At 70.2% G+C, this 21036-nt stretch carries 15 protein-coding genes and 1 CRISPR repeat array (1 of these 16 only partly in view); of the genes, 6 read left to right on the top strand and 9 right to left on the bottom strand.

The annotated features are described in order from the left end of the window. Positions 1–421: a CRISPR direct-repeat array (repeat unit 37 nt; unit sequence GTCGCTCCTCGTGACCGCGAGGAGCGTGGGTTGAAAC) (it extends 1672 nt beyond the left edge of the window). A gap of 858 nt (positions 422–1279) precedes the next feature. The 6 genes from HR086_RS10700 to HR086_RS10675 all read right to left on the bottom strand — a co-directional run bounded on the left by HR086_RS10700 (position 1280) and on the right by HR086_RS10675 (position 8245). Next, positions 1280–1966 (bottom strand): YqiA/YcfP family alpha/beta fold hydrolase, encoded by a 687-nt coding sequence (locus HR086_RS10700; protein ID WP_174460686.1) that lies wholly within the window; start codon positions 1964–1966, stop codon positions 1280–1282. Between the two features lie 101 nt (positions 1967–2067). Further along, positions 2068–2418, bottom strand: a complete 351-nt coding sequence (locus tag HR086_RS10695; protein WP_174453871.1) for a calmodulin — start codon at positions 2416–2418, stop codon at positions 2068–2070. A gap of 142 nt (positions 2419–2560) precedes the next feature. Beyond that, positions 2561–3838, bottom strand: a complete 1278-nt coding sequence (locus tag HR086_RS10690; RefSeq protein ID WP_174465525.1) for a reverse transcriptase family protein — start codon at positions 3836–3838, stop codon at positions 2561–2563. A 165-nt stretch (positions 3839–4003) separates the two neighbouring features. Next, on the bottom strand, positions 4004–5647 hold the full coding sequence (locus HR086_RS10685; RefSeq protein WP_174465524.1) for an SWIM zinc finger family protein: 1644 nt from the start codon (positions 5645–5647) through the stop codon (positions 4004–4006). Then, positions 5644–7590, bottom strand: a complete 1947-nt coding sequence (locus HR086_RS10680; RefSeq protein WP_174465523.1) for a gliding motility protein — start codon at positions 7588–7590, stop codon at positions 5644–5646. Before HR086_RS10680 ends, HR086_RS10685 begins: the two co-directional genes overlap by 4 nt. Before the next feature lie 61 nt (positions 7591–7651). Then, positions 7652–8245 (bottom strand): porin family protein, encoded by a 594-nt coding sequence (locus tag HR086_RS10675; RefSeq protein ID WP_141640460.1) that lies wholly within the window; start codon positions 8243–8245, stop codon positions 7652–7654. Positions 8246–8475: 230 nt separating this feature from the next. On the opposite strand from HR086_RS10675, the gene HR086_RS10670 reads away from it, so the two are divergent. From HR086_RS10670 to HR086_RS10645, 6 genes are all read left to right on the top strand, one after another. Next, positions 8476–9657: an AAA family ATPase gene (locus HR086_RS10670; protein ID WP_174465522.1), complete on the top strand. Its 1182-nt coding sequence runs from the start codon at positions 8476–8478 to the stop codon at positions 9655–9657. Positions 9658–9746: 89 nt separating this feature from the next. Continuing rightward, entirely contained in the window at positions 9747–10217 is a 471-nt protein-coding gene (locus HR086_RS10665) for a hypothetical protein (protein ID WP_174465521.1), read from the top strand. After that, a complete protein-coding gene (locus HR086_RS10660) occupies positions 10214–12127 on the top strand; it encodes a hypothetical protein (protein WP_174465520.1) in 1914 nt (637 codons plus the stop codon). The genes HR086_RS10665 and HR086_RS10660 overlap by 4 nt, the downstream gene beginning before the upstream one ends. After that, positions 12124–15366: a bpX6 domain-containing protein gene (locus HR086_RS10655; RefSeq protein WP_174465519.1), complete on the top strand. Its 3243-nt coding sequence runs from the start codon at positions 12124–12126 to the stop codon at positions 15364–15366. The genes HR086_RS10660 and HR086_RS10655 overlap by 4 nt, the downstream gene beginning before the upstream one ends. Positions 15367–15611: 245 nt before the next feature. Continuing rightward, a complete protein-coding gene (locus HR086_RS10650; RefSeq protein ID WP_141640468.1) occupies positions 15612–15857 on the top strand; it encodes a hypothetical protein in 246 nt (81 codons plus the stop codon). Positions 15858–15988: 131 nt separating this feature from the next. Next, a complete protein-coding gene (locus HR086_RS10645) occupies positions 15989–18436 on the top strand; it encodes a PAS domain S-box protein (protein WP_174465518.1) in 2448 nt (815 codons plus the stop codon). Between the two features lie 13 nt (positions 18437–18449). Here the strand turns inward: HR086_RS10645 and HR086_RS10640 are convergent, their stop codons facing one another. The 3 genes from HR086_RS10640 to HR086_RS10630 all read right to left on the bottom strand — a co-directional run bounded on the left by HR086_RS10640 (position 18450) and on the right by HR086_RS10630 (position 20744). After that, positions 18450–18821 carry a response regulator gene (locus HR086_RS10640; protein WP_141640470.1) on the bottom strand — a complete coding sequence of 124 codons (372 nt, stop codon included), beginning with the start codon at positions 18819–18821 and terminating at the stop codon, positions 18450–18452. Between the two features lie 119 nt (positions 18822–18940). Beyond that, a complete protein-coding gene (locus tag HR086_RS10635) occupies positions 18941–20074 on the bottom strand; it encodes a protein kinase (RefSeq protein WP_174453882.1) in 1134 nt (377 codons plus the stop codon). 112 nt (positions 20075–20186) lie between these two features. Further along, the gene (locus HR086_RS10630; RefSeq protein WP_141640472.1) at positions 20187–20744 is read right to left on the bottom strand and encodes a hypothetical protein; all 558 of its coding nucleotides are present in this window, start codon (positions 20742–20744) and stop codon (positions 20187–20189) included. Positions 20745–21036: the final 292 nt, after the last annotated feature.

The following is a 21036-nucleotide window of genomic DNA, read 5'->3' as shown; positions in this document are numbered from 1 at the left end:
ACGATGGCTTCCCCTCGCCACAGTATGTGGAGACGGTCGCTCCTCGTGACCGCGAGGAGCGTGGGTTGAAACCAATTCGAGCTGGGTGACAAGTTCTCCGCCCCGGTCGCTTCTCGTGACCGCGAGGAGCGTGGGTTGAAACGGCTATGCGCGTGGCGTCCACCACGGGGCGCTGGTCGCTCTTCGTGACCGCGAGGTGCGTGGGTTGAAACTTGAGCTCCAGGACGTACTCTCGAACCGTCATGTCGCTCCTCGTGACCGCGAGGAGCGTGGGTTGAAACCCGATGCCGGGGATTGCCTCGCGCTTGAGCCACTGTCGCTCCTCGTGACCGCGAGGAGCGTGGGTTGAAACGTCAGCGTGTGCTGCGTGACTCTCGCCGTGCAGTCGCTCCGCGTGATCTCCTGGGGCGCGGATTGAAAAGCCCGCTTCGACTGGCGGAGAGGACTTTGGATTTCTTCGATGTCCGCATCCAGAGGTAGATGCCTCCGGACCTTCCTGTGCCGCAGCCCTGGAGCCAGAGAGCCACTTCTGAATGGTAGACTCTCGCAGTCGGTTCGGATGAAGGAGCCCAGGTGCAGCGACATGCGAGAAGGATGTTGATGTCCCTGCTGATGGGCTTCAGCGTCCTCGGCGTCGTGCGAATACCGACCGCACATGCGGAGCCTCCCATGACAAAGGCCCCTGCATGCATCAAGCGTGGATGGCCCGCGTCCGTCATGTGCGGAGGCACGGCGTGCTTCGTTTCGAGCTGCGGCGAAGGAAGATGCCCCTACTGCTTCATCGAGGGCATGGAGAATCTCGCGATCAAGGGATGGGCCGTCTACACATGCTTGAGTGGTGAGTCCGTTACAGGCAAGGCGCTCCTGTTCCAGACGCTACCCTTCGACGCCCGACTGGGGCCCTTCTGTGGGTGAGCCTTCTTGGGAGCAGGAAGCCGTCTTGGTGGCCGAGGCGCTCAATCTTCTGAGCGTGATGGCCGCACCCCGTCTCTACGCACGCTGGTGCATGCAGGCCCCACCCTCGGAGCTGCGACTGGCGCTTAACACCCGCGTCGCGTCCCTCGCGGCGTTCTGTGAAAAAGCATGGGGGAGCCCTGATGCGGAACGCTTTCGCGCCGCCGCTCCCCAAGTACAAGCACTCTCCGATTCGGTGACAGGTGCCCCCGCGGACCTTCTCATGGAGCCAGGCTGGGTCCTCCAGGCTCGCGAGTGTCTGGACGCGCTCGGGTTCCCTCCGCCTCCAGGGGGATGGGAGACCTTCGAGGGATAGTCCTCTCCGTCACGCCCCCCAGGGTCGCAGGAACTCTTCCGACTCCGCGAGGATGCGGGGCAGGGACGCGGTCAGCTCGTGGCCGTCCTCCACCTCCACCATCCGCACATGCCTCCGTCCCTCCGCCCACTGGCGCGAGTAACGGATGTCACAGGTGTCGTCCGCCTTCCCGTGAATCAACAGCGTCGGCACCCGCACGTCCGGCCAACCTCCCGTGCGCGCGTCCACCGCCTCCGCATCCTCGATGAACCCCGAGTGGATGCGCACCTTGCGCTTCTCCGCGAAGTCGTCCGTCTCAATCCAACCCGACGTCTTCCAGTGCCCCCACGCCGCCTCACCCATCCGCTTCCGCAACTGCGGAACCACATGGAATGCCGGCGCCAGCAACACCAGCCCACACACCCTCGCATCCTCCGCGGCGATTCTCGCCGCCGTCAGGCCTCCCAGGCTGGAGCCGAACAGCACCGCCCGGTCCTCCTTCTCCCCCAGCGCCGCTCGCACCGTCTCCAACATCGCGCTCAACCGGAGCTGCTCCATCGAGGGCACTCGCAGGTTCAGCCTCGCGACGTGGTGGCCTCGCGCCTCGAAGTGCCTCGCCACGGCCACTCCCTTGGTCGAGTCAGGCCCCGACGCGAACCCATGCAGATACAGCCAGCGCGGCGCCACCAGCCCCGGGACAGACGGAAGGTCACTCATGACCACCCACTGTACCGTCAGGCTCGCCTCCTCTCGGGGCCTCACCCTCGGACCGCGTTAGCCGCGCTCAACCGAGGCATGAGGCCCGTCGAGGCCGCTCGCTACTTCACTTCGCGCGTGAGCCTGGAGTCCCACGGGCACCAGTGGCTGCCCGGCAGGAAGGCACCTCCCGCTTCATCCAGGTGGTCCTCCACGTACACCATGTTCGCGTCGCAGACCTCGATGGCCATCGCGAAGAACCGGATGGTCGTCGGGTCCAGATGGAACGAGAACTTCGGATTGTACGGCTGCGTCCTCTTGATGATTCGCCCATGCACGTGGACTTCGTTCTGCTCCTCGCCGGAGAGAATCTTCCGTGCATGGTTGATCGTCTGGTCGTCCGTCAGCTCGATGATGAACTCGGTCCCAGGTGAGCTCGGCTGCGTGAATGCGAAGCGGGTGGCAGTCGCCATGGCGCAACTCCTGTGAGGGTGGGGCGCCCGATGTAAAGGGTCACCTCCTCAACCCACAAACCGCCCGCGCGCCCCGCAGTGGAAAACCCCTCAGTTCCAGGTGCGGGGTTGCGAAACCACACACCTCAATCCGTCCAGCGACTCACCCACCCCGCGGCTTGCGTCGCCTCGCGAGGCGAGCCGCCTGCTCGGGATTCAACATCCCCACATACGCCAACATCCCATCGATGCGCGCACCGCGCTTCGCATCCCCACCGTCCCGGTCCTCCTGGTGAATCATCGCGCGCAGCTTGCGCCGCTCCTCCCGCGACAACCCCAGCCCCTCGTTCACCGTGACTCCCGTGACTCGCTGACGCCCACCCCGACGCATCACGCGCGTCTTCTCACGGTTCACCTCGAAGCCCTCTTCCGTCACGTACTTCGCGGCCAGCGCCCGCACCTTCTCCAGCGCCCCCAGGTCATCTCCCGAGAACGTCAGGTCATCCGCATAACGCGTGTACGTATACCCATACCTGCGCGACAGGCCCGCCAGCCTCCGGTCCAACCGCGTCAGCACCGCGTTGCACAGCCCCGGACTCGTCGGCGCACCCTGCACGCAGACTCGTGGCCCCACCGGCACATGGAACACCGTCCCCTCCACCTCCACCGGTTGACGCTCCGCCTCCGTCATCAACACGGCCAGCGTCGCCGCCACCGGATAGCCATACCCGAAGGCCAACAACAACCCTCGCACCCGGTTCACCGTCACCGACGGAAAGAAGTCCTTCAGGTCCAGCTTCAACACCACCCGCTTGCCCACGTGTGGCGCCGCTCCCGTCTTGATGGAGCGCCCCGTCACGAAGCCGTGTGCCTGCGCACTCACCGGCAGCTTCGACACCAGCACCGCCAGCAACCTTCGCTGCAGCGCCTTGAGCCTCCGCTTCGGCGCATGCAACAGCCGCACGCCCCCCGAACGCTTCGGCACCGAGAACGTCACGTAGTGCGACACGCGCTCCCGCGCCCGGTGCGTCGAGTAGTGCCGCAACTGCCCCACGGAGATACGCAGCGCCGTGGCCACGTCCTCCTCCGTGCGCCACACCGGCAACCCGTACCGCGCGAGCTGCGCCTCGTCCGGCAGCAAATCGCGCACGTTCCGGTTCCGCGTCCGGAACGCCGTGGAGAAGAAACGCCGCGCCTCGGTCGCCGCGAAGAGCCGCTTGCGCTTCCGCGTGTAGACGCGCTTGCCCTTGGGCAACAGCCGCGCGTCCCGCAGAATCTGTCGCAGGTGCCCGGGCTTCAGCGGCCCCGACGTGGCCACCGTCTCGCGCACCACGTCCGCCGGACGGCCTCGCGCATCTCGCTCGGACGCATCCAACCGCGCGACGTCGCGGGTCACCGGCTTGGGGGAGAACAGCCCCTTGAACCAATCGAGCCAGCTCATGGTGCTCCGGGAGGGGCCAGGGGACGACCTGCGAGGCGCTGGACCCGGGGTTCCCTGCGTTCCGTACGCTGGGACCCTGGAGAAGAGAAGGAGACAGAACACCGCCGCGGCGAAACACCACGGCACCGACGGCTCATCCGCGAGCCCGGGCCCTTCCCGAGAGCATCACCGGTTATCGTCATCGCCGCCGTCCTCGTCAAGCGCCTCGGTGTCGTCCGCCTCGTCCGTGTCGGCGTCCTCGTTCCTGGGTCGCCGCGCCGCCGCTCCCGCCGTGCTCACCGCGAGCGCCTCGGCCGAAGACGGCACCGAGCTCGCCAACTCCTTGCGCCGCGCCTTCGCCAGCCGCAGCAACGCCAGCAGGTGCGCGCACGGCCCCTGGTTCATCAGGTGCTCGCGGAAGTACTCACAGCCGCACTTGCCGAAGAGGAGCCGGTCCTCGTCGTTCAACACCAGCTCCACGTCCCGCTGCGGCCCCACGTGCCCGTGCACCACCCAGTCGCGGTGGACCACCTCGCGCACCACCGCGCCCTCGGGCGTCGGCAGCTTGCGCACCTTGCGTGTCTCGCGCGTCGTCTCCGACGTCACCTTCACCGCGTCCGCCGCCACCAGGCGCTCGGCTTCCTCGCGCCGCACATCCGGTGGATACAGCCGGCCCAGGTTCACGGGCGTGGCGAACAGCTCGCGGTGCCGCCAGTGCCGCGCCTCCACGTCGAACACCGCCCGCCCCGCCGCGCACTGTGTCGCCAATGCCTCCGCCGCTTGTGCCTTGCTCACGCCCAGCGCCCGCGCGACCTCGTCCGTGGAGGCGTGCACGCGCTCACGCAACAACCCGAGCACCCGCTCCGTCAGCTCGCTGTCCTGCCCCGGCTCCAGCAGCAGGTCCATCCCCGCCGTGCCCGTCCACCGGTTCTCCGTCCACCCCGACAGCCCGAGCACGAAGCGAACCCCCGGCCCCAGGTGCACCCCGTAGAAGTGCGGCAGTGCCCGGCCCTTCAGGTAGATGTCCACCTTGTCCGCGTACGGCAGCAATGGCTCCAGCAGCCGCAGCCTCCGCCGACCCCACGTGCGCACCGTGCGCGGCTCCGTGGAGCCATGCGTCGCGCCACGCAACGGCACTTCGTGCTCCCACGGCTCCAGCACCAGCTTCGCGTCCTGACCCGGAGTGAGCACGTAGCGCAGCGCCCGGGGAGACATCTTCGCCTTGGTGAAGGTGAGGTAGCGCACCGCCGATAGCAGGTCCACCGGCCTCACCGTCAGCTTTGTGCCCGGCATCGCCATGCCGCCCTGGAGCTGGAGGAAGCCTCGCACCCACGCGTCCGGCACCTCCACCTTCTGCTCGAAGCGTCCTCCCGCGCCCTGCGTGCGGACCTCGAAGCCCTCCGCACCCACGCGCAGGTGTGTCTCCCGGCTGGAGCGCATCTCCGCCAGCGCCGCCCACAGCCACGCGGTGAAGTCCACGTTGGTGGTGCCGCAGCGCACCTCGCCCTCGGGCGCGAAGCAGCTCCGGTCCACGATGACCATTCCGTACGAACTCTGGTCCTGACTGAACGCCTCGAAGAAGACGCGGTCCGGGTGCACGGTGATGATGGGGTCCATCAATCCCCCCATCCACTCCGAGCTCCACTCGTCCGATTGCCAGATGAGCTGCCCGAGCGCCTGGAGCGCCAGCCGTATCGGCAGCACGTCCTTCGCCACCTTCGCGTGGAAGCGCACCGGCCGATGCTGGTCCGCCGACAAGCCCAACAGCGCGCGCTCCCGCGTGGACTCGAAGACCGACGGCGTCGCGTAGAGGAGGTCGACCACCGTCATGACAGGGCCTCCTTCGTGGACGCGGAGAAGACTCGCGGAGTCTCCGACGGGCCTCGCAGCTCCGGCCAGCGCGTGAGCACCTTCGCCAGCAGCTCCACCAGGGCCTCCTTCGGATAGCGCTTGTCCGGCAGCGCGAAGGTGTCTCGCATCCGGGGCAGCAACATCCTCGCGGCCTCCACATCATGCAACGCCGCGTTGGCCAGCGCGGCGAAGGCCGCGTGCCGCGTGCGCCGGTGCAGGGGCCTCAGCAGCGTGGCCTGGAGCAGGTCCAGGTTGAGCATCGCCAGCGCCCTCGCGCGCGGTGAGTCCCGCCCCAGGAGCCGGAACGCGAGCGCCTGCACGTGAATCTGCGGCGCCTCCAGCAGGTCCCGCACCGCCAGCGGGTCCGCCAGGTAGAAGTCATCCGAGCGCTGGAAGAACAGCCTCGTGAGCCGGTTCCGCATCAGCAGCCGGTCGAAGTCCCAGATGGAGAACGCGGGCACGGCGCCCAGGGCGTTGGCGGCTCGACGCGCGAACACGCCGCCTTCCTTCGGCAACTTCTCGTAGTGCTCGGCCAGCGCGTCCAGCACCCGCGTCCACTCCTTCTGGCGCTTGTCCGCGCCATGTTCGGGCACGAACTGCGTGGCGGCGCGGCTCGCGATGAAGTCCAGCAGCTCCTCATCGCGCTGCTCCAACGCGCGCGCCACCAGCTCCGGGTATGCCGCATGCCAGCCGGAGGCGACGTGCATCCGGAAGGGGCCGCGCATCAGCTCCGGGAAGCGCTCGTACATCGCCACCGCCGTCGCGTCCTTCAGCGGCAACACCCTCGCGAAGCCCAGGCCTGGCAGGTTCCATTCGGCGCCTGCCCCCGCCACATGGAGGAGCCGCCGCCGCGCCACGGGCTCGTCCCGGTCCGCGTCCTTCACCAGCTTGCGCACCTCGGTGTCGAACGTCTCCTCCGTCGAGGAGGTGCGCAGCGCCGCCGCCCACACGTCCTCCCAGCCGCGCACCCGGCACAGCTCGAGCAACTCCGGCAGGGCCTTCGCGTTCTTCACTCCATGGATGCTCGTCCTGCCGGCCCACCTCGGGAACACCGAGCGCAGGTTCTCCAGGACATAGGGCACCACGTCGCGCCCGCGCTTCTCCACCAGCTCCACGAAGACGTGGGCGGCCATGGTGGGCGCGAACTCCGGATGGTGCTCGCCCAGCTCTCGCACCAGCGCGTCCGGCGCCTTCACCGACTCCGTGAGCGCCATGACGTCCCGACGCCACGTCTCCTCGGACACCAGCCGGCGATACACCGTCCAGGCCTGCTCCGTGTCGCCCCTGGCGAAGAGGCGCTCCCGGTAGGTGCTCCACATCGGAAGCGGCTTCTTCGACGGGGACCAGGTGTTCTGCGTGAAGGGCAGGTGTTGACGGATGAAGGGCCGCGCCGCCTCCGGGTCCACCGCATCCAATTCGAGCGCCGTCGCCTCATCCAGCCGGAGGAGGGGTTGCTCCACCTTGCTCAACTCGAGGTGCCGCGCGCCGCGCGTCTTCGCGCCCCGGAAGCGTCGCGTGACGTCCTCGCGCCACACCGCCTCCTGCAACTTTCCCAGGCCCTGAAGCTTCCAGCCGTACAGCTTGCGGAACACGGCCACGTCGTCGGCGCGGTCCGCGTCCGACAGCCACGTCTCCAGCGCGGCGGCGTACTCACTCTTCCACGGGTCGAACAACTTCCCGCTCGCCGTGACGTTGACCGGCACCAGCCAGGAGAGGATGAGCGGACGGAAGAGGACGCGGTCCCTCACATGCAGCGCCGGTCCCCACAGCCAGGGGAAGCTCTGGAAGCGGGGCCGCCGGGCCAGCGACTCCAGCTCCGCGCGAAGCTCCAGGTCCGACTGTCTTCGCGCGAGGGCGCTCCGGATGGCGGCTTCCATCTCCCGCGCCTCGCGTCTTGCCCGCTGCTCCCAGCTCTCGCTCACGCCTGGTTTTCTACACCGGCCGAGTCGGGCCGCGCACCAGGACAGTTCGCCCGGCGGTGCCTCAGAAGCGCAGCACCGGGCCCACAATCACCGACTGAATCAGCTTGGCGCACTCGTCCACCGAGTCCCGCGAGAGCTTCACGTCACAGAACTGGAAGGCCGTGGCGGCGGAGATGCCCCAGTGCTCGCTGAACCAGCCATCCACGCCCAGGCGGAAGGCCATGCTCGTGGTGTCCACGTTCTCTCGCAGGAAGTTGCCCATCGCGTCCGGGGTGAAGGTGCTGCCCCAGCTCTTCGACAGCCTCGCGCCCACCCAGGGGGTGATGGGCTTGTCCCGGAAGAAGCGCAGCCGCGCCTCGATTCCCACCGCCTTGTAATCCAGTTGCGTGCGCTCCAGCCGGTTGTCCCTCGCCGCGTCGCGCAGTTCCGTGCCCCACGTCTCGGAGACTTCGGCCAGCAGCCCCAGGGACAGCCCCGGCGGAGACTCCACGCCCAGGTAGGCATGCAGCGCGGGTCCCTTCGCGCTGAAGTCACTCAAATGGTCCAGGGAGATTCCCGCGCCCAGCGAGGCATGACCATTCCAACCGTCCGCCACCGCCTGGGTGCCCACGCCCAGCACGCCCACCAGCGCCACCCACTTCGACACCTTTTTCATGGAGGCCAGTCTATGTCCGACTCGCGCCCGGAGCATGAAGTGGGACTCCGTGTCATGAAGCCAACCGCCCTCCGTCACGGGAGGACGCCCCGCTCCCGCGCCCACCCCCGGCCTTCACCGTCGACGAGCAGGCGTCCCGGTACCGCGAGGCCGGTGGACGTCCGCTGGTATTCCTTCAAGGGGGTGGGTGCTCTTCGCGCTGGCGGAGTCCGGCGGTTAGGCTTTCGTTCATGTCCGTCACCTTTGAAGCCGCGGCCACCGCCGTCCGCGACGCCCTCTCCGACGCGGGACAGGGGCTCGTCGAGCGCGAGGCCATGGTGGAGCTCATCGCGCTGTCCGCCGTCGCCGGTGAGCACCTGCTGGTCATCGGTCCCCCCGGTACCGCGAAGAGCGAGGCCGTGCGCCGCACCGCCCGCGCGCTGGGGGGCTCCTACTTCGAGTACCTGCTGGGCCGCTTCACCGAGCCCTCCGAACTGTTCGGCCCCGTGGACCTGCGCAAGCTGCGCGAGGGTCTGGTGGAGACGGAGACCACGGGCATGTTGCCGGAGGCGGATGTCGCCTTCCTCGACGAGGTCTTCCTCGGCTCCACCGCCATCCTGAACACGCTGCTGGGCCTGCTCAACGAGCGCACGTTCCGCCGGGGCCACACGCGCATGCGCTGCCCCCTGCGCGTCTGCGTGGGCGCCGCCAACGCGCTGCCCGAGGATGAGTCGCTCGCCGCGTTCGCGGACCGCTTCCTGGCGCGCATCTTCGTCGAGCCCGTGCCGGACCCGCGCCTGGAGGACCTGCTCGCGGGCGGGGCCTCGCTGTGGGGCGACGGTACTGGACGCCGCGCCTCCCTGGCCGCGCTGGATGTGCTCGCTCAGGCGGCGCGCGAGGCGGACCTGGCTCCCGTGCGTCCGCATCTGGCCCACGCGCTGCGCTCCCTGCGCGCGGCGGGACTGACGCTGTCGGACCGGCGCGCGGTGAAGGTGCAGCGACTGGTGGCCGCCGCGGCCGTGCTCGCGGGACGCTCCGTGCCGAGCACCGCGGACTTGTGGCCGCTCATTTACGCGGTGCCGACGAAGGAAGGACAGGCGCTCGCTCGGGAGGTGTTGAGGGAGTTTCTCGCGGCGACGGAGAACCCTGCCCTCTCGGCGGCGGCGCTGGAGGCCAGCGCGGGGCCGTGGGCTCGGGCTCAGCGAATCGTCCAGGCGGGGCAGGTGCTGCTCGCCGAGCGCCCCAGCGACACCGACGCCGAGGCCTTCGCCGCGTGGCACCTCAAGCTGGAGGGCGTGGCGAGGGAGATGGACGCGAGCTTCGCTCCCGAGTTCCTCACCGAGGACCTGAAGGTCCTGCGCGCCGGGCTCACGGAGGCGCTCGCGCTCGTGTCTCCGGTGTCGCTGGAGGCTCGCGGCGCCGGGCTCTCCTGACCGGAGATGTGACGACTGGCGGCGCGGTCCGCGTCGACGACGCGGGGGACGGGTCTTCAAGACGTGCGAGAGGGCGGTGGAGTGGAGTCATGAGCAGTGAAAGTCAGGGGGCCCTGCCGGTGCGCTGGGGACCGCGCGCGGAGGCGCTGGAGCCGCTCGCCGTCATCGGCGTGGGAGAGGTGGCGCGCGTGCTCGCGCGACGGGCCCTTCGGGAGGACGACGCGAAGCTGGGGGCGTGGCGCGGTGTCGCGGGGCAGGGCGTCCTCGTGCTGCTGGGCGCGGCGGAGTCCCTGCCGTGGGTGGATGGCGCCCTGTACCTGGGCCGCGACAGCGCCGCGCCGTCACTGCTGCTGCCCTGTGCGCTCGCGCCGGACGTGGTGGCCTCGCTGCTGGAGCGTGCGTTGCTGGCGCTGGCGGGGGACACCGCCACGCCGCTCGCCGTGCTTCCTGGCTCGTTTCAGCTCGTCTCGGTGGCCTCGGCTCGGCCGGTGCATCGCCCCACGCTCGTCGCTTGGCTCGCGAGCGAGGAAGCCGGCGCGGGAAGGGAAGGGGCGTCATGAGCTCACTGCCTCCCGTGCTGCGCCCGTGGGCGGAGTCGCTCGCGCTGTTCCCCGAGGAAATGGCCACGCACCTGGGGCCGTTCGTGGCCCGGCTGTCCGCGGCCATGGGGGCGTTGCGCCCGCGCGGAGAGACCGCCGGTGGCGAGCCCCAGGGCTACGACGGAATCACCCGCCGGGGCTCGTTCGACCGGCTGCTCGTCAGTGAGTGGCTGTGGGCCCTGGAGGCTCCGGACGAGCTGGTGCGCCGCGCCGCCTTCGGGGAGCTGTCCTTTCTCAAGCCCGCCTTCCGTCAGCCGCAGGGCGCTCGCCGCACCGTCGTGTTGCTGGACGCGGGGCCCGACCAGCTTGGCAACCCTCGCATCGCACACCTCGCGCTGCTCATCGTCATGGCCCGCCGTGCCCAGGCCGCCGGGGCCTCCTTCGCGTGGGGCGTGCTCCAGGCTCCGCCCGAGCGGGGCACCTATTCCGAGGTGACTCCCAGCGTGCTGCTCTCCTGGCTCTCCGCACGCGACGTGGATCCACCCGCCGCCGAGCGACTCGCCGCATGGCATGAGGCCCTGTCCCTGGGCGATGCGCCGGAAGAGACGTGGCTGGTGGGGAGTGCTCGCCTCGCACGGCTGCCCGGTGCGGAGTCGATGTCCCGCATCGAGGTGACGGAGGTGCTGGCCCCCGAGGTGCGCAAGCTCACCGTGGACGTGCGTCCCGCTTCCCGTCCGGTGCGTTCAGTCGTGCTGGACCTGCCGCCTCCCGACGACAGCATTCGTCTGCTGAGAGACCCGTTCCAGAGTCGCGTCGCGAAGCCCGTGTCGATGGCCGGAGGCCAGAAGGCCCGCTCGTTCCACTTCTCGGCGGACGGCTTCCGGCTGGTGATGTTCCACTCCGACGGCGGCGTGTCCGCGATGGCGATTCCCGACTCGTCCAGCTCCACCGCGCCCCGACCTCGGCGCATGAGGCTTCAGCCCGGTCATCTGATGCTCGCCGCAGGGTGGCGCTCGAATGGCGGACTGCTCGCGTTGATGGAACGGCCGGACCGCTATGTCCTCCATGGCACGCTCAAGCCCCAGCCTCCCCGGGCCGACGCGGGTGAGCGGCGCCCGGTGTCCGAGCGGTGGACGCCGGGCCACGCGTCGGAGCTTCCCGTCGCGCACGGAGGCCCCGGCCGGCTGTTCTCGTGGAGGGACCGCGATGGGGAGTCGGTCCTGCTGCTGACGCGGAGCGGAGAGCTCTTCCTCGTCTACCTGGTCAAGGCCGAGCATCGCGTCGAGTTGATGGCGCTGGACAATTCGGTGACGGCGATGGCCCGGGTCCACGGCAAGCTCGTCTACGTCCGCAGTGGCCCCAGCGTTCGCGTGGGCACGGGGTTGCACAGCCTCTATCCCGTGTCTCCGTATCCGCCCAATGTCTGCAAGCCTGTCTACATCGCGCCCTCGGAGGGGCAGCCCTTGCCTTCGCGGACGACGCTCCATGTCGTGGGGCCGGACGCGTCGACGAGCACGGTGCTGGAGGCCCGGGGGGGTGAGTCCTTCTTCGGTCACGCCGTCGGAGTCAAGGTGCCTGGGGACTCGGGGTTGCTCGCGATGAGTCACGGGCCGAGAGTGTGGCGACTGTTTCTCGAGGGTTCTGTCCAGGACCTCCCGGTGCCTCAAGGCTTCCACGTGGTCGGCGTGGGATGCTGCCATGGCTCTCCAGGGCAGGCCGGGCTGGTGGTGCTGGGGCCGGATGAGCGCACCTTGTCGTGGTTCGGCGCGACCGGCCACCACGTGCTTGCTCAGGCCTCGGCTCCGGTGGTGCACGCGGAGCTCAGCCACACCACGTCGCTGCTCGGCTGGCTCACGCAGACCGGGGAGCTGGTGTTGCTGGACCTTCGTGACGGACACGTGCGCTATCGCGCGACGGCGGAGGGCATATGAGGCGCTTCGCCCACGCGAGGGCGGCGCCGCGTCAGCATGTGCACCGGGGCACGGTGAGTGCCTCGGCGTTCTGGTTCGACCCGGAGCTGCTCGGCGAGCAGGAGGCTCGGCGGCGGGTGATGGCGTTGTGGGCGCCGGGCGCGTCCGTGCTGTTCGTGGCGGAGGGTTATCTGCTGCGGCTTCACTGTGCTCAGCGGGTCTCGACGGGGTCGAGCCCGGGTCTGCCCCTCACGCTCGAAGGCGGTGTGCTCACCTCCGCGCCGCTGGCTGCCTCGGAGTGGGCGCGGTTGGGTGCGCCGCGTGACTCGCTCGTGCTCGTGCGAGCGGGCGTCGCCCGGGTCCATCCGCTGTCGAGCGCGCGGGTCGTGGACCTGTCCTCGTGGTTCGACGTGTCCGCGTGGACGGTGCTGCCCACGCGGAGCCTGGGCGCGCCACCTCCACCCGTGGCAGCCGCGGTGGAGCCCGTGGCGCCTGTCACACGCGCCTCCTTCGGTGGCTCCATTCCCGAGCCGTCCGATGAAGCACGGGTGGTGCTCGCGCGCATGGAGGGACGTGCGCCCCCTTCCGATGCCGTCGTGGCCGAGCGTCCTGGACTGCTGGCTCGGCTGCGCTCCGCATGGAAGGGACAGGCCGCCGAAGTGAAGGGGCCGGGCACGCGTCCTGGACTGCTGTCGCGACTGCGCTCCGCATGGACGGGACAGGCCGCCGAAGTGAAGGGGTCGGGCACGCGGCCTGGACTGCTGTCGCGGCTGCGCTCCGCATGGACGGGACAGGCCGCCGGAGTGAAGGGGTCGGGCGCGCGTCCTGGACTGCTGTCGCGGCTGCGCTCCGCATGGACGGGCCGGAGTGCCGCGTCGTCGGGCTCCAGCGGTGACGGCGTCGTCGCGCGCGCTGGAGTGTTGTCGCAACTGCGCGCCCTATGGGGGTCCGCATCGAAGGCGGAGACAGCGGAGGGTGAGGGTGGAGGAACAGGAAGCAGGTGGCTTGGCCGCCTCGCGGCGTGGCTGAGGAACACTCCCTCCACGGCGGGCGCGCTGCCCTCGGGTGAAGGCAAGGGCTCCTCCTCGTCGGGCTCGCGGCGCGAGGTCCTGGCTCCGAGGACTCCCTCCCTGTTGGGCCGACTGTGGGCGGCGCTCCGGCCGCGCTCGACGGCGAAGGCGGCGGGCGGTGGAAGTGGCGCTCGTGGTGGCCAGACGTCACCTCGGAACGCGGGGCCTCCTCCAGGCCCGGGTTCCCTGGCGCGCCTGTCCCAGTGGCTGCTGCGACATACGCCGCTGGGCGAGCTGCTCGGCCGGCGCAAGGCGGAGTATCTGCGTCGCCTGTTCGAGATGTTCGAGGGCGGAGACCTGCACGAAGCGCTGCGCCATGCCATTCCGCTGAATCAGAAGCTGAACGAAAACACCCGCGAGGCGCTCGGTCTGCCGGGGCCGAGAGAGGACCTCAAGCTCCAGCTAGGCCCGCGCGGCCCCGCCGCCACTTTCGCCGGAGGTGAAGAACTCTACGAGGCGCTCCGGCAGCGTTACCGCGCGGCCTTGCAGCGCTTCGAGCGCGAAGGTCGTATCGAGGAAGCCGCGTTCATCCTCTCCGAGTTGCTGGGCGCGCACGAGGAAGCCGTCGCCTTCCTGGAGCGGCACCGTCGCTTCAAGCTCGCGGCGGAGCTGGCCGAGGGGCGTGCCCTGGCACCCGGTCTGGTGGTGCGTCAGTGGTTTCTCGCGAAGGACCCACAGCGCGCGAAGGCCATCGCCCGGCGCAGCGGCTGCTTCGAGGACGCGGTGCTGCGCCTGGAGAGCACGCATTTCGCGGAGGCACATGAGCTGCGTCTGCTGTGGGGCCAGTCTCGCGCCGAGGCGGGAAGCTGGGTCCAGGCCGTCGAGGCCATCTGGCCGGTGCAGGCGGCTCGGGAGCAAGCGCGCGAGTGGATGGAGCGTGGCGTGGACGTGGGCGGCGTGGGCGGCGCGCGACTCCTGGCGCTGTGGGCGGGCTCGCTTCCGGGAGGACTCGACGCGGCGCGTGCCCGCGTGCTCGCGCTGCTGGACGACGACTCCCTGAATGGCGCGGCGGAGCGGCTGGCCTTCGCCCGGACGCTGGCGAGCGAGCCTCCCTCCGGAGTCCGCTCGGCCTTGCTCGTGCCCACCGTGCGCGCCCTCATGAGAGACAGGGCCCTGGGTCAGGCCCACTTGCCCACCGATTTCATCACCCATTTGCTCAGGGACCTGCCGGACGGCGCGCTGCGCGCGGACCTGCCCGCGCTGGCCCCCAAGGTCCCGTCCCCGTGGACCCGCTTCGTGGTGCAGGCGACCGCCTCGCTGGGGGACGCGGGGCCGTTCGCCATCCATGACGCGGTGGTGCTCCCCTCGGACCGGCTGTTGCTCGCGTTGGGCGAGGCGGGCGCGGTGTTGCTGAGCGCGGAGGGCCGCAGGCTGGCGCACTTCGATGTGCCGGCCTTCTCCCTGGTCGCCTCCATCCATGGGGACCGCGTGCTGGCCATCGCGCGTCGGGGCGAGCTGCACCATGTGTCCCGCGTGGACGTGGTGCGGCGGCGGGCCACCGCGTGGTGCGACGTGGCCATGCACGCGTGGGCGCCGACGTATGACGGTGAGACATGGTTCGTCGCCTCGGAGCTCACGGTGATGATGCTGGACGCGCAGGCCGCCGAGCCGCGTGCCCTGTGGCGGGTGTCGAAGGTGCCTGGCCCCGTCGCCATGCTGGCCGCGGACGAGACATACCTGTGCTTCGTGACCACCGACGCGGAGTGCTGGGTCTATGCGCTGCAAGACGGCCCCACCCTGCGCTCGCGTGAGCCGTTCGTGGCCCTCGGCAAGGGTGTCTCCGCCGTGCTGCGCTCCTGCGCCATCACCGCCGATGGCGAGGTGCGCGCCTCCGTCCACTTCAGCGACCGCGAGTACCCTCGCCCTGGAGAGGCGGACTGGCTGTGGGTGAAGCCTCAAGGACCGCGCTTCGCCGCGCCGATGTCCGTGGTCGGTGAGTCCCTGGAGCGCGTGAAGTGCTTCCTCTCCGAGTCGTGGCGCGCGGAGCTGACGCTCTTCGACGGGGCCTGGCAGGTCCGCCTGCTCGACGTCAGTGAAGTCATGCGCGCGCGGCTCAACTTCACCTTCGAGGAGTCACCGACTCCCCAGGTCCGCCTCACCAACACCGCGCTGCTCATGTTCGACACACGGGGCCGGATGCTGTGGCTGGACCTGGAGCACGGCACGGTGCGCAACGTCGGCGCCGCGTGAGCCGCATCGGCCCCTGACGTCGGGGTTGAGACAGGATGTCGGAGGAGCGACTTGTTTCAGATACCTCGGGCCCTCCTGTCCTGTCCGCCAGACCCCAGGCTTCGCGTTCGGTGGAGGACAACCCAGGCGTGACGCGCGACGCAGCGCCGGAAATCCAGATTCGCTGAAGTTGGAAGCGAACCAGTGTCATGGACCCATGGCACATCTTGATACGCGCGCCCGGGGTGGTCACCCTGAGTAGGACCATGGCTCTGCGTCTCCAGCTCTCTCCTCCTGCGTTGCGAACGCTCGACCGGTGTCCTGCCCCGGTGAGACAGAAGCTTCAAGGCGAGCTGGCCGAACTGGCCGCGGGACTCCCGCTCGAGGGGCCGTTGTTGCCCGAAGAGGTGGGGTTGGTGGTGTTGGGCTCCGGCTTCCGCGTCCACTATCTGCTGGAGCAGGAGCACCGCCTGCTGCGGCTCACGGACGTGATGGCGCCGACGTCGCACTGAAGGACGCCGCGAACCCGGGCGGAAGTGTGGCCTGGATGGCGCATCGCTTCCGAGCGGTTGTCGAAGGGCGGGGGAGTGGCTAGACCCACGGCACGTCGTGCCCGGCCCGGAACACCCTCTTCGACACGCCCTTGCCCATTCCCCTGGCTGACTTCCTGATTCAAAACCGCGACACCATCCTGGAGGCCTGGGAGGTGGAGGTGCGCTCCATCCCCGCGGCCCAGGCCCTGACGCGCCCCGCGCTCCGCGACGGCCTGCCCGGGTTGCTGGAGGGCATCGCGAGGATGATGCGAAAGCCCCAGGCGGAGCTGGCCTCGGGGCTGAGCGCCATCAGCGACCACCACGCCCTGGAGCGCCTGGGCGAGGGCTTCGACCTGCGACAGGTCGTCACCGAGTACCGGCTCCTGCGCGGCTGCGTGCTGCGCCTGTGGTCCGCGCGAGGCCACGCCACGCTCCGCCCCGACGAGGAGCGCATCTTCCATGAGGCGATGGACGAGGCCGTCGCCGCCGCCGTCAGTCGCTACACGCGCGCCCGCGAGCGCACCATCCAGGCCCTGGACCGCATCAGCGCGGCGGCGCTGGGCAGCCCCGACGTGGCGGGCTTCCTGCCCCGGCTGCTCCAGGTGCTGTGCGAGACGGTGGCCGCCGTGGACGTGGCCGTCGTCCTGCTGCGCGACGGCGAGGACTTCCTGCGCGTGGAGAGCGGCGTGGGCGAAGGCGTGGACATCGGGGGGCTCGTGCCCATGGGGCAGGGCTTCGTCGGCACCATCGCCGCGACGCGCGAGCCCTTGCTGGTACACGACGCAAGCTGCGACGAGCGGGCCCACTCCGCCGTGGTGCGCACCTCCGACGTGCGCGCGCTGTACGGCGTCCCGCTCGTCTTGAACGACGTGCTCATCGGCGTGGCCCTCATGGGCAGCCGCGTCAGCACCGAGTTGTCCGAGGAGGACCTGCTGCTGTTTCGCGCCATGGCGTCGCGCGCCACCGGACTGCTCGCCCAGGGCCAGGCCCGGGACCGCGAGCGCGAGGCCCGCGCGGAGGCGGAGGCCTCCCTGAAGCGCCTGCGCGAGAGCGAGGCCGGCCTGCGGCGTTGGGAGGAGGTCTTCTTCCGCCTGGGGGTCGGCGTCGTCGTGGTGTCCGCCGAGGACGACACCCTGCTCGACGTGAATCCCGCCTTCGCGCGCATGCACGGAGCCTCGCCGGAGGAGCTCATCGGCCAGCCGCTGGAGGCGACGATTGCTCCCGAGGCCCGGGGCATGCTCCCGCGCCACGCCGCCGCCGCGAACTCCAAGCCCTCGCACGAGTACGAGTCGCTCCACGTGCGCAAGGACGGCAGCCGCTTCCCCGCCTTCTCCCACGTCACGGCCTTTCGCGACGAGACGGGGAAGGTGTCGCGGCGCGTGGCCACCGTGCTGGACATCACCCAACGCCGCGCGGTGGAGACGGACCGGCAGCGATTGCTGTCCACCATCGAATCGGAGCGCGCGCGGCTGGCCGCCGTGCTGGAGCAATTGCCCGCGGGCGTCTTCATCGCGGACGCCGCCAGCGGCCGGCTGGTGCTCGCCAACCGGCAGGTCGCCATGCTCACCGGGCGCCCCTTCCAGCCCATGTCCAACGTGGACACGTTCGCCACCCTCTACGGCGCCTGTCATCCGGACGGGACACCCTATGCCCCGGACGCGTGGCCGCTGGCGCGCACGCTGAGCACCGGCGAGGTGGTGCAGGGCGAGGAGGCGATGCTGAAGCACGAGGATGGCCACACGCTCACCGTGCTCGTCTCCAGCGCGCCCATCCGCGACAGGGACGGAGAGCTCATCGCCGGGGTCGCCACGCTGGCGGACGTCACCGAGCGCCGCCGCGCGCAGGAGGCCGAGCTCCAGGCGGCCCGCTTCGGCGAGCGCCTCATCGCCATCGTCAGCCATGACCTGCGCAACCCCCTCAACGCCATCCATCTGTCCACCACGCAGCTGCTCCACAGCGAGGTGCTCGCGGAACGCGAGCGCCGCTTCGTCACGCGCATCGCCCGCTCCAGCGCGCGGATGACGCGGATGATTTCAGAGCTGCTCGACTTCACGCGCGGGCGGCTGGGCGGAGGCATCCCCATCCAGCGCACGCCGGGAGACTTGCGCGCGGTGGTGCGGCAGGGCGTGGAGGAACTGGAGGCCGCGTGGCCGGAGCGCACCCTGCGGGTGGCGGGGGGCTCCGGCCGGTATGACGGTCAGTGGGACGCCGACCGGCTGCTCCAGGTGGTGAGCAACCTGGGTGGCAACGCGCTCCAGTACAGCGCGCCGGACGCGCCCATCACCCTCACGCTGTCGGACCTGGGCGACACGGTGGTGCTGGAGGTCCACAACCCCGGCGAGCCTATCTCCGCCGAAGCGCTGCCCCACCTGTTCGACCCGTTCCGTCGCGCCACGAGCAGTCACCCCGGCAGCAGCATCAGCGGGGGCCTGGGCCTGGGCCTCTACATCGTCGAGCAGGTGGTGAAGGGCCACGGCGGCCACATCCAGGTGGCTTCCACCGAGGCGGACGGCACCGTCTTCAAGGTGACGCTCCCGCGCGTGCCACCCCCAGCCTGACGCGCCGACGCCCTCAGCCTGCCGCGTTCACCACGCGGGCGAGCGTCGCGCGCAGCTCCCAGAGGTCCACCGGCTTGGGCACCGCGGCCTGGACGCCCTCGGGGAGCGGCTGGCTGTTGCCCGCGCCGGACACGACGACGACGGGCAGGGCGCTCAGCCTGGCGTCCTCACGGACGTGGCGCATCAGCTCCCACCCGCTCATCACCGGCATCATCAAGTCCAGCAGCACCGCGTCCGGGCGGGGGAGTCGCCTCAGTCGCTCCCACGCCGTCTGGCCGTTGCCCGCCGTCTCCACGGCGAAGCCTTCCATCGTCAGGAACTCCTCCAGCAGCTCCCGGCTATCGGCGTGGTCTTCGACCAGGAGGACGAGGCTTGGCGTGCACATGGAGACTCAGACTCGTACCGAAGGGCCAGGGTCGCCAGCCGCACCGCGTCGATACGTCCACGTCACGACTGCGGGGATGTTCGCTAGCACACGCTTCCGGAATGGGACGTGGGCGGCGTTCAGCTTGCGGGGTCCTCCTCCGGCAGCAGCCTGTCCTCCAGCACCTCTTCGGGGGACTCACCAGCCTGCACGCGCAGCGCGGCGTAGCGCAGGCCCGTCACCTCCGCGAGCGCGTCCGCGCGACCGAACACCTGGCCGGCGCGGCGGGCGTACAACCGCAGGGTGCGCGCCAGCTCCGCGCCGGTGCCGAAGCGCTCCTCGCGCTCGGGCGCCAGCGTGCCTCGCAAGAGCGGCTGGAAGGCCACGGGCACCGCGCGCAGCGCGTCCTCCAGGTCCTCGCGCGTGTAGGCGCGGATGCGGCGGCGCAGCTCCCGCGCGGCGGCCACGCTGACGGCTTCCTGCATGGCCGAGTCGAGCGCGTGCTCCTGCGTCGGCGTGTCCGACGACAGCGCCTGCTCGCGACGACGGCGGCGCTCCGCCTCGAACCGGTCCGCGCCCTCGAAGAGGTGTCGTCCGGTGAGCAGTTGGAGCAGCACCAGCCCCAGGCTGAACAGGTCCGCGCGTCCATCCAACGCCTGGCGCGCGACGTGCTCGGGGGCGGCGTAGGCGAGGCTGGTGGGATGCTCCTGTCCCTCGGGAGTGCCGGAGAGCACGGACGACGCGGCGCCGAAGTCGAGCAGCTTCACCGCGCCGTGCTCGGTGATGAGGATGTTGTGGGGACCGACGTCGCGGTGGACGACGCGCAGCGCCCGGCCGTGCTCGTCGGTGAGGGTGTGGGCGTGGTGCAGCGCCTCCGCGACCTCGGCGGCGACATAGAGGGAGAAGCCCTCCGTGAAGGGCAGGTGGGCGCGGCCGGAGGCCTCCATGAGCGAGTCCAGCCGGTGGCCGGGGGTGTGCTCGAAGACGAGCACGGGCGCCTCGTCCGGGCCCTTGAGGTCATGCACGCTGACGACGTTGGGATGGTGCAGCAGCGCGGTGAGCCGGCCTTCCTCCCAGAGCCGGTGCGCGGCCTCGGCGCGCAGCGGGCGCTTGATGACCGCGTAGCCACCGAAGTCCGACTCGTAGCGGCGGCGCGCGAGGAGCAACTCCCCGTGGTGCGCGGCGCCCAGCGACTTGACGAGCTCATAGGAGGCGCGACCGGAGCGCAGCAGCACGTGCGGCTGGGCGGAGGCGTCGGACGACGGGGGCGACATGGCGACTCTCCTCGGACGAACGGACCCGATGGGCCCGCGGGCTCACTCGGAGAGTATGGTCGTCCTCCGGCGGGAAGTCACCTCCTGGGTAGTGTGTCTTCCATCCGCCGCTTCATGGCTCCGAGGCCGGCTTCATGAGCCCGTCCTGGCGCGCGTACTCGCGCACCAGCTCCACCTCGTCCAGCAGCCGCGGCGAGTCAGGGAAGACCTTCTCCGCGCGCTCCGCCAGCCGCAGCCCCTTCTCCAGGGACTCCTTCGTGCGCGTGTCGCCCAGGCCGCGCAGCATGCCGGCCCACGCCTGCTCCAGCGTCTTCAGGGCGTGGGACGAGCCCTCTTCCCACAGCGTCATCGCGTCGTCCTCGCGGCCCCGGATGACGTCCAGGAAGTAGCCCAGCTCCACCAGCGCGGCCGGGTTGCGGCGCGACACGGAGACGGACTGCTCCAGGAGCCGCTGCACCTCGGTGAAGGTGACCTCGGGGTCCACGCCCGGCTCCTCCGCCAGCTGGAGCAGTCGCGCCAGCTCCAGCAGCGCGGGCGCGAAGGTGGGCGCATCCCGCGTCAGCTCGCGCAGCAGGCGCAACTGCTCCGGGCTCGCGGGGGTGGCGTCGCCAGCCTCGCGGGTGGCCAACAGACGCTTCATCAGCTCATCGGCGGTGGGGTGCCCGGCCATGGTGGGTCCTCGGTCTTCGAGCAAGCACTGCTGTTCTGGAGGAACTTGCGGGCCACGTCGAGCCTCGCCTGCACCGCCTCGCGCGAGGCTTCCGCTCCTGAACAGTTTTGAGGCTATGTCTTGATTTTCAGCTTTACGAATGGGAGGTGTCAAGCCGCGAAGTCGGGGCGCGGACGACCTGTGAGGAGGGGCCCACCGCGCGTGAAAGGTCCCATGTCATGCCCTGGACCTCCTGGGTTTCACGCGGGAGCCCTGTCATAGGGGGCCCGGCGGGATTCGGGGGGCGGTGGTG

This window comes from Myxococcus sp. CA039A, from assembly GCF_013336645.1.
Classification (GTDB): Bacteria; Myxococcota; Myxococcia; order Myxococcales; family Myxococcaceae; genus Myxococcus; species Myxococcus llanfairpwllgwyngyllgogerychwyrndrobwllllantysiliogogogochensis.
Note: the sequence above shows the minus strand (reverse complement) of the source record. Positions and strands in the feature narration are given on the sequence as shown.

Bases quoted from the DNA above. Each gene is read 5' to 3' on its own strand.
- HR086_RS10700 (WP_174460686.1), bottom strand. From the start codon at position 1,966: ATGAGTGACCTTCCGTCTGTCCCGGGGCTGGTGGCGCCGCGCTGGCTG.
- HR086_RS10695 (WP_174453871.1), bottom strand. From the start codon at position 2,418: ATGGCGACTGCCACCCGCTTCGCATTCACGCAGCCGAGCTCACCTGGG.
- HR086_RS10690 (WP_174465525.1), bottom strand. From the start codon at position 3,838: ATGAGCTGGCTCGATTGGTTCAAGGGGCTGTTCTCCCCCAAGCCGGTG.
- HR086_RS10685 (WP_174465524.1), bottom strand. From the start codon at position 5,647: ATGACGGTGGTCGACCTCCTCTACGCGACGCCGTCGGTCTTCGAGTCC.
- HR086_RS10675 (WP_141640460.1), bottom strand. From the start codon at position 8,245: ATGAAAAAGGTGTCGAAGTGGGTGGCGCTGGTGGGCGTGCTGGGCGTG.
- HR086_RS10670 (WP_174465522.1), top strand. From the start codon at position 8,476: ATGTCCGTCACCTTTGAAGCCGCGGCCACCGCCGTCCGCGACGCCCTC.
- HR086_RS10665 (WP_174465521.1), top strand. From the start codon at position 9,747: ATGAGCAGTGAAAGTCAGGGGGCCCTGCCGGTGCGCTGGGGACCGCGC.
- HR086_RS10660 (WP_174465520.1), top strand. From the start codon at position 10,214: ATGAGCTCACTGCCTCCCGTGCTGCGCCCGTGGGCGGAGTCGCTCGCG.
- HR086_RS10655 (WP_174465519.1), top strand. From the start codon at position 12,124: ATGAGGCGCTTCGCCCACGCGAGGGCGGCGCCGCGTCAGCATGTGCAC.
- HR086_RS10650 (WP_141640468.1), top strand. From the start codon at position 15,612: ATGGCTCTGCGTCTCCAGCTCTCTCCTCCTGCGTTGCGAACGCTCGAC.
- HR086_RS10640 (WP_141640470.1), bottom strand. From the start codon at position 18,821: ATGTGCACGCCAAGCCTCGTCCTCCTGGTCGAAGACCACGCCGATAGC.
- HR086_RS10635 (WP_174453882.1), bottom strand. From the start codon at position 20,074: ATGTCGCCCCCGTCGTCCGACGCCTCCGCCCAGCCGCACGTGCTGCTG.
- HR086_RS10630 (WP_141640472.1), bottom strand. From the start codon at position 20,744: ATGGCCGGGCACCCCACCGCCGATGAGCTGATGAAGCGTCTGTTGGCC.